This window comes from Helicobacter cetorum MIT 99-5656 (assembly GCF_000259275.1).
GTDB classification, from domain to species: domain Bacteria; phylum Campylobacterota; class Campylobacteria; order Campylobacterales; family Helicobacteraceae; genus Helicobacter; species Helicobacter cetorum.
On the sequence record NC_017735.1, the window covers coordinates 713,008 to 725,520 of the forward strand.

11 protein-coding genes are annotated in these 12,513 nt (G+C 36.5%); 5 read left to right on the forward strand and 6 right to left on the reverse strand.

Going from position 1 to position 12,513, the window contains the following annotated elements:
- Positions 1-21: 21 nt before the first annotated feature.
- Positions 22-153, reverse strand: a complete 132-nt coding sequence (locus tag HCD_RS09680) for a hypothetical protein (RefSeq protein WP_144005841.1) — start codon at positions 151-153, stop codon at positions 22-24.
- Between the two features lie 225 nt (positions 154-378).
- Between HCD_RS09680 and ppsA the strand changes: the two genes are divergently transcribed.
- The 3 genes from ppsA (at position 379) to HCD_RS03470 (ending at position 5,219) form a co-directional block, all read left to right on the forward strand.
- On the forward strand, positions 379-2,799 hold the full coding sequence (ppsA, locus tag HCD_RS03455) for a pyruvate, water dikinase (RefSeq protein ID WP_014659203.1): 2,421 nt from the start codon (positions 379-381) through the stop codon (positions 2,797-2,799).
- A 197-nt stretch (positions 2,800-2,996) separates the two neighbouring features.
- The gene (traF, locus tag HCD_RS03465; protein ID WP_014659205.1) at positions 2,997-4,385 is read left to right on the forward strand and encodes a conjugal transfer protein TraF; all 1,389 of its coding nucleotides are present in this window, start codon (positions 2,997-2,999) and stop codon (positions 4,383-4,385) included.
- Positions 4,386-4,490: 105 nt separating this feature from the next.
- Complete coding sequence (locus tag HCD_RS03470; RefSeq protein ID WP_014659206.1) at positions 4,491-5,219, forward strand: outer membrane beta-barrel protein; 729 nt, start codon at positions 4,491-4,493, stop codon at positions 5,217-5,219.
- 1 nt (position 5,220) lies between these two features.
- On the opposite strand, the gene HCD_RS03475 is transcribed toward HCD_RS03470, so the two are convergent.
- From HCD_RS03475 to HCD_RS03495, 5 genes are all read right to left on the reverse strand, one after another.
- Complete coding sequence (locus HCD_RS03475; RefSeq protein ID WP_014659207.1) at positions 5,221-5,976, reverse strand: glycosyltransferase family 2 protein; 756 nt, start codon at positions 5,974-5,976, stop codon at positions 5,221-5,223.
- Between the two features lie 42 nt (positions 5,977-6,018).
- On the reverse strand, positions 6,019-7,701 hold the full coding sequence (locus HCD_RS03480; RefSeq protein ID WP_014659208.1) for a methyl-accepting chemotaxis protein: 1,683 nt from the start codon (positions 7,699-7,701) through the stop codon (positions 6,019-6,021).
- A 323-nt stretch (positions 7,702-8,024) separates the two neighbouring features.
- Positions 8,025-9,887 (reverse strand): molecular chaperone DnaK, encoded by a 1,863-nt coding sequence (gene dnaK, locus HCD_RS03485; protein WP_014659209.1) that lies wholly within the window; start codon positions 9,885-9,887, stop codon positions 8,025-8,027.
- Positions 9,888-9,925: 38 nt separating this feature from the next.
- On the reverse strand, positions 9,926-10,480 hold the full coding sequence (gene grpE / locus HCD_RS03490; protein ID WP_014659210.1) for a nucleotide exchange factor GrpE: 555 nt from the start codon (positions 10,478-10,480) through the stop codon (positions 9,926-9,928).
- Entirely contained in the window at positions 10,477-11,250 is a 774-nt protein-coding gene (locus HCD_RS03495; protein WP_014659211.1) for an HrcA family transcriptional regulator, read from the reverse strand. Before HCD_RS03495 ends, grpE begins: the two co-directional genes overlap by 4 nt.
- Before the next feature lie 279 nt (positions 11,251-11,529).
- Here HCD_RS03495 and HCD_RS03500 point away from each other — a divergent pair, with 279 nt between their 5' ends.
- Together HCD_RS03500 and HCD_RS03505 are read left to right on the forward strand one after the other, a co-directional pair.
- Positions 11,530-12,168, forward strand: a complete 639-nt coding sequence (locus HCD_RS03500; protein WP_014659212.1) for a class II aldolase and adducin N-terminal domain-containing protein — start codon at positions 11,530-11,532, stop codon at positions 12,166-12,168.
- 21 nt (positions 12,169-12,189) lie between these two features.
- Positions 12,190-12,492, forward strand: a complete 303-nt coding sequence (locus HCD_RS03505; RefSeq protein WP_014659213.1) for a hypothetical protein — start codon at positions 12,190-12,192, stop codon at positions 12,490-12,492.
- Positions 12,493-12,513: the final 21 nt, after the last annotated feature.

A 12,513-nucleotide genomic window follows, 5' to 3' on the forward strand; every position in this document is an offset into this window, starting at 1 on the left:
GGTCTTATCTTTCCTTAAAATCTAACAATCCACCGAGCCAAACCCACACTGAACTTGCGAGTCCACTTTCTCAGGCATAGGGTCATGCATAGGCTGTAAGCAAGCTTGCAAAAAAACAACACAAAATAAATTCAGCAACCATTGCTTACACACTACGCAAAAACCTTTTAAAATTTAATCGCTTAACTAACCGCTGATTATACAATAAAATTATAAATTAACTAAAAATACTAAACCTTATAGAAGCGTTAAGCGATAAACTATCTTAAAGTAAAGCGATACCATGTTACAATGCGATTTGGCTACAATTTAGCTATGATTTTATCTATCATTTTATTGTTGTTTCTAATACTTAATCATTGTTTTTAAGGAAGTTTTGTGCGATATATCAAATTTTTCAAAGAGTTGAATAATAAAGATGTGAATTTGGTTGGGGGCAAGAACGCTAGTATTGGCGAGATGTTTCAAGAATTAGTGCCTATTGGTATCAAAGTGCCTGATGGTTTTGCAATCACTAGCGAAGCGTATTGGTATCTCTTGGAGCAAGGTGGGGTTAAACAAAAGATTATAGAGCTTTTAGAGAATGTTGATGCCACCGAAATTGATGTGCTAAAAGTGCGTTCTAAAAAAATCAGAGAGCTTATTTTTGGCACGCCGTTTCCTACAGATTTGAGAGATGAAATTTTTCAAGCCTATGAGATTTTAAGCCAACAATATGATATGAAAGAAGCTGATGTGGCAGTGCGTTCAAGTGCTACAGCTGAAGATTTGCCCGATGCTTCTTTTGCCGGTCAACAAGACACTTATTTGAACATCAAGGGTAAAACAGAATTAGTCCATTATATCAAGTCTTGTATAGCATCACTTTTTACTGATAGAGCGATTAGCTATAGAGCCAGTCGTGGGTTTGACCATTTGAAAGTCGCACTGAGTGTGGGGGTGCAAAAAATGGTGCGAGCCGATAAAAGTAGTGCAGGAGTCATGTTTTCTATTGATACAGAAACTGGCTTTAAAGATGCGGTTTTTATCACTTCAGCTTGGGGGCTAGGTGAAAATGTCGTAGGTGGCATGGTAAATCCTGATGAATTTTATGTGTTTAAGCCGACTTTAGAGCAAAATAAACGCCCTATCATTAAGAGACAATTGGGTAATAAGTTTCAAAAAATGGTTTATGCTCCAAGGGGAAGCGAACACCCTACTAAAAACATTGAAACCACTCAAAAAGAATTGCAATCTTTTTCATTGAGCGATGAAGATGTGCTGATTTTAGCTAAATACGCCATTGAAATTGAAAAGCACTATACCAAAGAAGCTGGGACTTATCGCCCTATGGATATAGAATGGGCAAAAGATGGCAACAGTGGGGAAATCTTTATCGTTCAGGCTCGCCCAGAAACGGTTCAAAGCCAAAAAAATAAAAACAACAATCAAGTCTTTGAAAAATTTAAATTCAAGAACCCTAACGAAAAGAAAGAGATTATCTTGCAAGGTAGGGCTATTGGCAATAAAATTGGCTCAGGAAAAGTGCGTATTATTAACGACTTGGAGCATATGAATTCTTTCAAAGAAGGCGAAATTTTAGTAACTGATAATACTGACCCAGACTGGGAGCCTTGCATGAAAAAGGCGAGTGCAGTGATTACTAATCGTGGGGGACGCACCTGTCATGCCGCTATTGTGGCTAGAGAAATTGGTGTGCCAGCCATTGTTGGAGCTAGTGGGGCAACCGATAGACTCTATACCGGTATGGAAATCACTGTCTCTTGTGCAGAAGGTGAAGAAGGCTATGTGTATGCAGGCATTTATGAGCATGAAATTGAAAGGGTTGAACTCTCTTGCTTAGAAGAGACAAAGACTAAAATTTATGTCAATATTGGAAACCCTGAAAAAGCCTTTGGGTTTTCTCAACTTCCTAACCATGGTGTGGGATTAGCTAGAATGGAGATGATTATCTTAAATCAAATTAAAGCCCACCCCTTAGCCTTAGTGGATTTACACCACAAAAAGCCAGTAAAAGAAAAAAATGAGATTGAAAACTTAATGGCGGGCTATGCTAACCCTAAAGATTTCTTTGTGAAAAAAATCGCTGAAGGCATAGGCATGATAAGTGCGGCGTTTTATCCTAAGCCTGTCATCGTTCGCACAAGCGATTTCAAATCTAACGAATACATGCGAATGCTTGGAGGTTCAAGCTATGAACCCCATGAAGAAAACCCCATGCTTGGTTATAGGGGAGCTAGTCGGTATTATTCAGAACGCTATAATGAAGCGTTTTCATGGGAATGTGAAGCTTTGGCGTTAGTAAGAGAAGAAATGGGCTTAACTAACATGAAAATTATGATTCCTTTTTTACGCACCATTGAAGAAGGTAAAAAAGTCCTAGAAATCCTAAGAAAAAACAACCTAGAATCCGGTAAAAATGGTCTTGAAATTTATATCATGTGTGAATTGCCCATTAATGTAATCTTGGCTGATGATTTCTTAAGTTTGTTTGATGGTTTTTCTATTGGTTCAAACGATTTAACCCAGCTTACCTTAGGCGTGGATAGAGATAGCGAACTAGTAAGCCATGTCTTTGATGAAAGAAACCCTGCTATGCTAGAAATGTTTAAAAGAGCGATTGAAGCCTGTAAAAGACATCATAAATATTGTGGGATTTGTGGACAAGCCCCAAGCGATTACCCTGAAGTGGCGGAATTTTTGGTTAAAGAAAGCATCACTTCCATTTCTTTAAACCCCGATAGCGTGATTTCTACTTGGAATGCTATAGCAAAACTAGAAAAAGAGTTAAAAAGATAGTTCTAAGCACAAGCAATGAGCCCTTTTTAAGATTAAAAGGGGCTATGTTTCTCTATTCTTTCTTAAAAAGCCCTATCCTGTTATTTTATGGCTTTTTAAGAAAAAAAAAATACAATTTTTTGATAAATTTTTTTATCAATCATTTCATACTCAATGCCTTGAAATCAATGTTTTAAAAATTAAGTAAAAGGATAGTTATGTCAAAAACATTAAATACCAAAGAAATAGCTCAATGTTGTTGTGGCTTATTGTTAGCCCCAGCATTGCTTCAAGCCTTAGAATTTGGTGGTATGGGAAATGTGTCTATGGGATTAGGTGGTGCTGGCGTGGCTTTAGAAAATTCTCAATGGGCGTTGTATTATAATCCGGCCTTGCTAGATATGGACGAAAAGTCTAAATTTGGTTATAGCTTTAATCTTCAAGCAGGACAAACCAATCTTTTATCGCTCGCAAATAACCTTTCAAATGACAATGGATTGAATAACCTTGAAAATAGTATCAGCAACCTACAAACATCTAATCACAAATCCATTATCCAAGCCTTAGAAAATAATAGCTCTAGCATTACTATCAATGCTAGTGAAAGTTCTCAAGCGAGCGAGATTATCCAGCTTGTGAATACGACAAACACTTCCATTAAAAATAATGGGCTTTTGGCGAGTTCGCAAAATGGCTTTGTATTCCAATACAATTATAGGGGGCGTAAGAAAGAATTCGTAGGGTCGTTTGGACTAGGGCTTTTTGGAAGCGCTTTTATGGAAGCGGGTGTAAAAACGGATAAAAACTATAAAGAGCTTATTGTTCCTATTAATAACACCTATTATCAAGCACAAATTAGTTCTCATTCTATCACTCTAAGAGAAACTTCACAAGCTAATTACAACGCCCATTCCTTGCTCTCATCTAATGCGAAGTTGCAAGGGGGCGTTAAAGCTTTAGTCTTAATAGAAGTGCCATTAGGCTATGGGCATGCTTTTAATACGAGATTTGGGCGTTTTGGCATAGGGGCTACTTTTAAATATATTTATAGTGGGAGCTATGGTTTAAAGGCTAGTGGGAACATTAATGACATCGCTAATAGCGTCAATTTAGATAATTTTAGTTTTAATAACATTCCAAAAACTTCGCATTTTGGGCTAGATTTAGGTGGAGCATATTCCATTAAAGGCTTTACTTTGGGGCTTGTAGGAAAATATCTCAACGCCCCCAAGTTTAGCTTAGGAGCCAACAATGGATTTCTACGCATTGACCCTCAAGTGCGTTTGGGTCTGGCTTATCATTATAAATTTTTAACTCTAGCTTGGGATTTTGACTTAACAAAAAATAATTCCATTGTGCCTTTTAAAAAAAGTCAAATGACTGGTGGGGGAATTATGCTAGATTTTAAGTATATTGATTTTAGATTTGGAGCTATGGGCAATATGGCAAAAGATAATTTGGATTATGGCATGATTTTAACAGCAGGCATTGGATTTTACAAAGTGTTTGATATATCCATTCAATCCAGTCTAAAAACGCAAAAATGGAGTCATTACAACATTCCAGAATATGTGGCATTGCGTATTGGTGGGGGCTACACTTGGTAAAAGGGTAGCTTTCCACACCAGCTAAACTTCTACACTCCTTTTGATTATAAATCAATTTAAGATTACTTGGCACAATATAACAACACACTTATACTAAGGGATAATTTGAAGGCACCATTAAATGTGGTCTTTTTGTTAAATCTATTGTGTTTGGGGGCGATGAGCCAAGAAATCACTTGGTCTCAATTCTTAGAAAATTTTAAAAACAAAAATGAAGTACCTCCCACAAAAAGTCAAATAGCCACAAAAAACCAGCAAATCTTAGAAGATATTTTAAAAAATAGCCTTAAATTCTACTTTATTTTTGGATACACTTACTCGCAATCGCACTATTCTATCCTTGCTCAAGGCTCACAAACCACTTTTCTTAGCAATAATATTGGGTTTAACACCGCTTCTGGTTTGGAACATTTTTTCAAAAACCACCCTAAATTAGGCTACAGGCTCTTTAACACTTACGCTTATTCGCATTCTGTCTCACTCACACAATCTCAAATCCTAATCGCACAAAATTATGGGGGCGGATTAGACTTATCTTTCATTTTTTTAAATAAAAAGACCTATCGCTTGAGAAACTATCTAGGCATCGCTTTAGAAGAAGGGCTGTTATTCATAGATACTATCAAGCAAGCCACCATCACACATAGAAATAAAAAAACTTTTTTTCAAGCCCCCTTTCGCTTTGGCTTGATTATGGACTTTATCGGTTACCTGTCATTACAGCTAGGCCTTGAAGTGCCATTAGTAAGAAAAATTACTTACGCCCACAATAACCACCGCCAAGATTTTACACAACTATACAATATCAATTTTTCCTTAATCGCTTCATTTTAAACTAAGCTCTCTTAAACAAACCCATAATTTTTCTAGGGTATTTTAAAAGCATTAAAAACCAATTCGCTTGAATATTATTATCCTTGCATGCTCTGATATTTTCTCTATTTCGCACCAAAAGACTTTTAAAACCTTGAGTGCTAACCCCCCCTGTTCGCATTTTAACTAACACTTCCTTTAAGTAAGAAAAGCTAATTTTTTGCACCACAAACAAACGAATTATCATCTCAAAGTCCGCTGAAATCTTATAATCTGTTTTGTATAACCCATAGCGTTCATAAATTTCTCTTTTGATAAATAGCGTAGGGTGTGCTGGCACAACACCATATAAAAAAGTCTTAGGATTAAATTCCCCACTTTCATAATAACGCACCACTTTTTCCAAACAACTAGGTTTCACAAAAACCAAATCAGCATACACGCTATCGCAATTCTTCTTTTCAAATTCATGCACCACTTTTTCTATCACAAATTCATCTGTGTAAAAATCATCGCTATTTAATAAGGCAATAATATCCCCACTCGCACGCCTTATGCCTTTATTCATGGCATCATAAATGCCCTTATCTTTTTCACTCACCACACAAGCGATACTATCACGATATCTTTGAATAATTTCTAGAGTTTTATCCGTGCTAGCCCCATCTATAATGATGTATTCAATATCTCTGTAAGTTTGATTAAGCACCGAAAGAATGGTGTCCTGGATAGTTTTTTCGCTATTAAAGCTTGCAGTAATCACAGATACTTTTAACAATTGAACTCTCTTTTTATAAACTCCCCCTTATTGTAGCTAAAACTAGGTTTTAAACAAATTCACTTGTTTATCTAAGTTTTTAGTCGTTTCGCTCACATGCGTAGCAATATCCAAAATATCTGAAGAATTAGCCAAAGTGTCAGAAGCCACTTTCTCAACCACTACAAAATCATTCACCATAGCTTCAATTTGTCGCCCTGATTGTGCGTAGTCATCCATGCTTTTATTGCTATCTAAAACGACTGAACTTAGATTATCACTCATTTTTTCATAAGTTTCTTGGACATCTTTGCTCATGTTGCTGAGTTCTTCAATTTTTTGCGAATTGAGATTCATTTGTGAACTTACATCATTAATCTCTTGAACAATCACTCCAATAGTAGAATTGATTTCGGTTAAAGATTTTTGAGTGCGTCCTGCTAAATTTCTAACTTCATCAGCCACCACCGCAAAGCCCCTACCATGTTCGCCTGCACGAGCGGCTTCAATGGCGGCATTTAGGGCTAACAAATTCGTTTGGTCAGCAATATCATTGATGATGTGTAAAATGGACTTAACATCATCAGCATTCTTGCTTAGTTGTTCCACCTTGTTAGCTAATTCTTCTTCAGTGTGTGCACTCTCCGTAATTTGAGCGAATAAATCCTCAATTGCATTCTTGCTCTCTTGAACCAAACCTTGAGTTTCAACCAAACGCTTGCGTAAGGCTTGAGATTGCTCTATAGAAGCACTCATCACGCCGGCAACATCTGTGGCCTTTTCCCTAACAGAATTTAAAGTTACAGATGAATCTTTCATGCTTTTTTGCGTTTCAGTTGTAATTTTGACCAGCTTATCCATTGAAGTCTTATTGAGAGTAGAAATCCCTTTAATCTCTTCTATAATCAAACGCACATTCTCTACAAACAGATTGACACCATTGCCTACTTGTGAGATTTCATCATTGCGCTTATCCACATCAATTTTTGCCGTTAAATCCTTATCTCCACGACTAAAAGCATTAACCTTAACTACTAATCCATCAATACGCCTTACAATTCTAATGCGTGCATAAATCAAAGCAATAATGCCTAAAATAATTGTCGCTATCGCAAGATAAACAAACAATTTAGTAGAGTTTTGTTTGAAAAGATTATCTATATTTTTCACAATTGCCTTATTTTCAGTATTGATGTCAGAATAATACGAAGTTGCTACAATAACCATTTGAGACACTTCATCATAATGAGAGTAGGCAAATTTTTTCTCCGGAACACCCCCATCAACTTTGGGCATTTCATAATAAGTATAGCCCCCACCTTTTTTTGCAGCCTCCAAGTAACCTCGAACATAATACACCCCATCAGCACTTTGGGCACTAAGACCTGATTTGCCTATGGTTTGGGGATTAACAGGGTCAAACAATACTACCCCATTTTTATCCACTACAACCATATAAATCATGCCTTTATCATCGTTAATGCGCTTAAAATAATCTAGTGCCATCTTTCTTGCAGTAATATTATCAAAACCTTTATAATATTCAGAAATCCCCTGTTCAAGAAGCTTGGTCGTATAAGCGAGTGTTTTTTCACGCTTTTTATATTGACCACTTTGTAAGTGTTGCATAAGGTCAGTCAAAACATCTCTTTGCATAATTTGAACAATGCTTATAGAAAAGCCTCCTAGCAAAATCAGGGCTACAAGCACTACCGCAACAATTCTTGCACCAAGTGAAGCAAACATATCTCTCTCCCAAATCATCATTTTTGAAGCTATTTTAAAATCTAACTTCTAAATGCCCCCCCCCCCCGAAAATTTGGGGGTGCATTAACATCTCAATGTAATATCATTTGAAATTACCTAAAAACTAAGCGAAATTTTGGCATGGCGTTCTTTAAGTTGGGCTTAAATAAATTAAGAGAATAAAAAAATATCATACAAACAAGCAACCAAGTCAAACATAACCAACTCTGATTCCCCACTCTCCCAAGAGAATAGAAAAAAGAAAAAAGCAATGAATAAATGGGTATAAGAAACAAGCTTAAAAGGGGGCGTGAAAGTGGGTTTTACTCCACTTCCGCATCAATCACATCATCATCTTTTTTCTTAGGCCCTTCGGCGTTATTTTTATTTGCCATAGCCTCGCCTAGTTTTTGAGCCACTTGAGCTAAAGCCTTAGATTTATCTTCAAGCTCAGCTTTTGTGGCGTTATCATTTTTCACGCAATCTTTAAGAGCGTTAATCGCATTTTGAATCTCATTCACATCATTTTCATTCAAGTTCGCCTTATGCTCATCAAGGCTCTTTTGGGTTTGGTGTGCTAGGCTATCGGCTTGATTTCTTGCTTCAATCACTTCTTTTCTTCTAGCGTCTTCTTCTTTGTGCAACTCAGCGTCTTTAACCATTTTTTCAATTTCGCTATCACTTAATCCGCTAGAACCAGAAATTTTAATCTCTTGGCTTTTACCGGTATTTTTATCTTGTGCGCTCACGGTTAAGATACCATTAGCGTCAATATCAAAGGTTACTTCAATTTGAGGCACACCTCTAGGAGCTGGAGCAATGCCTTGCAAATCAAATTTACCCAAAGATTTATTGTCTCTTGCTAATTCTCTTTCACCTTGTAAAACCATAATAGACACAGCTGGTTGGTTATCTTCAGCCGTAGAGAACACTTGAGATTTTTTAGCTGGAATAGTAGTGCCTCTATCAATGACTTTAGTCATCACGCCCCCTAAAGTCTCAATCCCTAGGCTTAATGGTGTAACATCTAGTAAAAGCACATCTTTCACATCGCCTTTTAACACGCCCCCTTGAATGCTCGCACCCACGGCTACAACTTCATCAGGATTCACACTCTTATTCAAGTCTTTGTTGATAAATTCTTTCACCCTTTCTTGAACCTTAGGAATACGAGTAGAACCACCCACCATAACCACTTCTGAAATCTCATTCTTAGATAGCCCTGCATCCTTAATCACGCTTTCAATCTTAGAAATAGTCTCTTCCACTAAATCTTCTGTCAAGCTTTCAAACTTAGCCCTAGTGAGCTTTTTAACCAAGTGCTTAGGTCCTGTAGCGTCCGCTGTGATGAAAGGCAAATTGATTTCAGTTTCAGTTGCAGAGCTTAATTCTTTCTTGGCGTTTTCAGCGGCCTCTTTTAAGCGTTGGAGCGCCATAACATCGTTTTTAATCTCAATGCCTGTTTCATCTTTAAATTCACTCGCTAAGAAATCAATCACACGATTATCAAAATCATCGCCCCCTAAGAACGCATCGCCCCCTGTGGCTAAAACTTCTACAACATTATCGCCGGTTTCTAGCACGGTAACATCAAAAGTTCCCCCACCTAAATCATAAACCATGATTTTTTCGCTCTCTTTTTTATCTAAGCCATACGCTAATGCCGCAGAAGTAGGCTCATTGATGATTCTTAAAACATTAAGCCCAGCAATAGTGCCTGCTTCTTTAGTCGCCTTTCTTTGGCTATCGTTAAAATAAGCTGGAACAGTGATAACCGCCTCTGTAACGCTCTCTCCTAAATAGCTCTCAGCATCTTCTTTGAGTTTCATTAAAATTTTGGCTGAAATTTCTTGGGGGGTATAAACTTTGCCGGCAATCTCAATCGCACAAGCCCCATTTCTATCTACAATCTTATAAGGCAAGCGTTTTTCAGCCTCTTTAGCCTTGTCTTCATTAAACATCAAACCCATAATTCTTTTAATAGAATAAATAGTCTTTTCTGGGTTAGTAACCGCTTGTCTTTTAGCGCTCTCACCCACTAAAATTTCGCCCTTATCAGTAAATGCTACAATAGAAGGAGTGGTGTTTTTACCTTCCTTATTAGCAATAATCTTAGCTTCATTGCCTTCATATACAGCCATTGCAGAGTTGGTTGTCCCTAAATCAATTCCAATAACTTTTCCCATGTGTTGTCCTTTCTTTATAAAATAAAAAATCGTTCTTGTTAATCATTTTTAGCAATGCTTACCATTGCAGGCCTTAAAACCCTTTCTTTATACTTGTAACCCTTTTGTAAAACTTGCACGATTTGTCCGTTTTCTTTCTCTTGGCTTTTAACTTGCATAATCGCATTGTGAAAATTAGGGTCAAATTCTTCTAAGCATTCAATCCCCTCAATGCCATGTTTTGCTAAAACTTCATGCAACTTTTCCATAGTGAGTTCCAAGCCCTTAGTTAAGGCACTTTCTTTATTCTCTTCTATAGCACTCTTATGGGCTCCAAGAAGCGCGTCAATCACAGGCAATAAATCTAATGCGATTTTTTCATACGCATATTCTAATGCCATGCTCTTGTCTTTTTCTAAGCGTTTTTTCACATTCTCAAAATCCGCATGCACTCTTAAATACTCTTCATGCATTTCTTTGTATTTAAGCTCAAAATTTTCTTTGTTTTCGCATTCATTTTCACCTGCTTCTTGTTCGCTCATTTCCTGTTTGCAAATCTCTTCTTCATGCAAAGAAGCACAAGCTTCTTCACAAGGTTGTTGCTCTTGTTTCATTTTTCCTCCTTAAAAATAGTTTGAAAAAAATTGAGATAATCGCACTCTAATTTCCCAAAACAAAGTAATTGTGCGCAAATATTTTCAAGCCTTATAGGACGCACCACTAACATGCTACTAGGTTCTATAAGATGCAACCCCATTTTTAAACGCTCCAAAACTTTACCTTCTAAAATCTCAAAAAATAAAGGGCTATGAAGAAGCGTTTTTAGTCCAACTAAGTTAAAGCGTGAAATTAGAGCGTTTGAATACTCCAAATGCTCTAATTGTCTAGCCAAACTCAATGCATTGACAGAAGTGGCAATCAAACGCACTTCTTCAACGCTTTTACCCACTAATTCTAATAAAAATTTCTCCATTCTAGCACTATAATTTAGCACGCAAGAAAACGCTAAAAAATCTAAAATCAAGAAGCGTTTCTCACACTCCACAACTCTTTCTAGGCGTTCTAAACTAGGCTTTTTTAATAGCGTAAAAAGTCCAAAATTCTCACTAGCACTTTTTAGGTGTTTTTCATCCACATTTAAAACTTCAAAGCTCAAATGTTTTTGCCAATAGTGTAAAAACGCCTTAGAAGTCGGCAATCTAGCACTACTAGAATGGGCTTGATTGAGCATGCCTTCTTTAGAAAGGATTTGAAAATAATTTCTAATGGTCGCACAAGAAACATTCAGGTTAGTCGCATCTTTTAGGCGTTTAGAACTAATGGGTTCTAAAGTCTGCAGATAGGTTTTAACAAACAAATCTAACAAACTTTCTTTTCTACTCAAAACTAGAACCTACTTTAAAATCAAACTCTGTTAACATTAATACATGAAAAATCTCGTCAATTCATACTTTTTGATGAAGTAACGCCCGCATTATAACACAAAAAGTTAATAAACTATCAGTTGTTTTTAAAAAGTGATAAAAATTACCCCTATTTTATTCAAAGTTTAGTCTATATAACTAAATTTACTTATATTAATTCAATTAGAATTATTTATGATTTTAGTTAAACTTTAGATATCTTAGCAAACAATGGATTTCATTAGATAAAACTTGTTATCATGCTAGGCATGAACACGCATACTAGAGGTATTGATAACGAACTCATTCATTCGCTTAAAAACATTTCACTATCTATGTTTAGAAAGGGCTTCTTTGGGCTTTATCAAGGCTCTATATCCGCACGAATCGGCACCAACCAATTTATCATCAATAAAAAATCCGCCGTTTTTGACCAATTAGATGAAAGCACTTTGCTAGTTCTGCATGACAAAATAGATTATCGCTGGAAAGAAGCGAGCCTAGATTCGCCCATTCATGCAAGCGTGTATAAAGAGTTTTTAGACGCTAAATTCATCGCCTACGCCCGCCCACCCTACAGCCTAGCCTACTCTCTACGCCATAATAGACTACTCCCTAGAGATTATTTGGGGTATCGTTCGCTTGGCGAAGAAATCAACATTTTTAACCCCAAAGATTATGATAGTTGGCAAGAAAGGGCTGACACAGAGATTTTACGCCAATTGCAAGAAAGTAAAAAATATTTTGTTTTTATTAAGGGGTGTGGCATCTTTGCGTATCATAGGGAATTGTATAAACTTATGGAATTTTTTGACTTGATTGAAAATTCATGCAAAGTTTTACGATTAGGTGATTTAATGGATTGTTGCTATAATGATGACCCACGATTCAGTGTATAAAAAGTTAAAAAAGGGCAAACAATGACAATCAATACCAATCACATTCCTAATTTCACACAGCTTCAAACTCTCAATAATATCAATAATGACGCAACTATAAAGGACAGAAATCAGGTAGAGCAAGATTTACGCCAAACTAGCACTCAGGATGGCTTCAGTCAAAGCGATACGCAAAATGTCCCTAATTTTGATAGATTACAAGCTTTAAACACCATTAATAACGACAGCACGATTAACAATAAATCTCAAGTTGAAACGAGCCTTTTAAACCCTAATGGCGAAAGTATTTCTCAAATTTACCCTAGCTTAGACACATACGCTTAAAAAGTGGTATTTTCTTTACCA

Excerpts from the sequence above, each read along its gene's own strand:
- traF (WP_014659205.1), top strand. The coding sequence starts at position 2,997 with ATGTCAAAAACATTAAATACCAAAGAAATAGCTCAATGTTGTTGTGGC.
- HCD_RS03480 (WP_014659208.1), bottom strand. The coding sequence starts at position 7,701 with ATGTTTGCTTCACTTGGTGCAAGAATTGTTGCGGTAGTGCTTGTAGCC.
- dnaK (WP_014659209.1), bottom strand. The coding sequence starts at position 9,887 with ATGGGAAAAGTTATTGGAATTGATTTAGGGACAACCAACTCTGCAATG.
- grpE (WP_014659210.1), bottom strand. The coding sequence starts at position 10,480 with ATGAAACAAGAGCAACAACCTTGTGAAGAAGCTTGTGCTTCTTTGCAT.
- HCD_RS03500 (WP_014659212.1), top strand. The coding sequence starts at position 11,530 with ATGCTAGGCATGAACACGCATACTAGAGGTATTGATAACGAACTCATT.
- HCD_RS03505 (WP_014659213.1), top strand. The coding sequence starts at position 12,190 with ATGACAATCAATACCAATCACATTCCTAATTTCACACAGCTTCAAACT.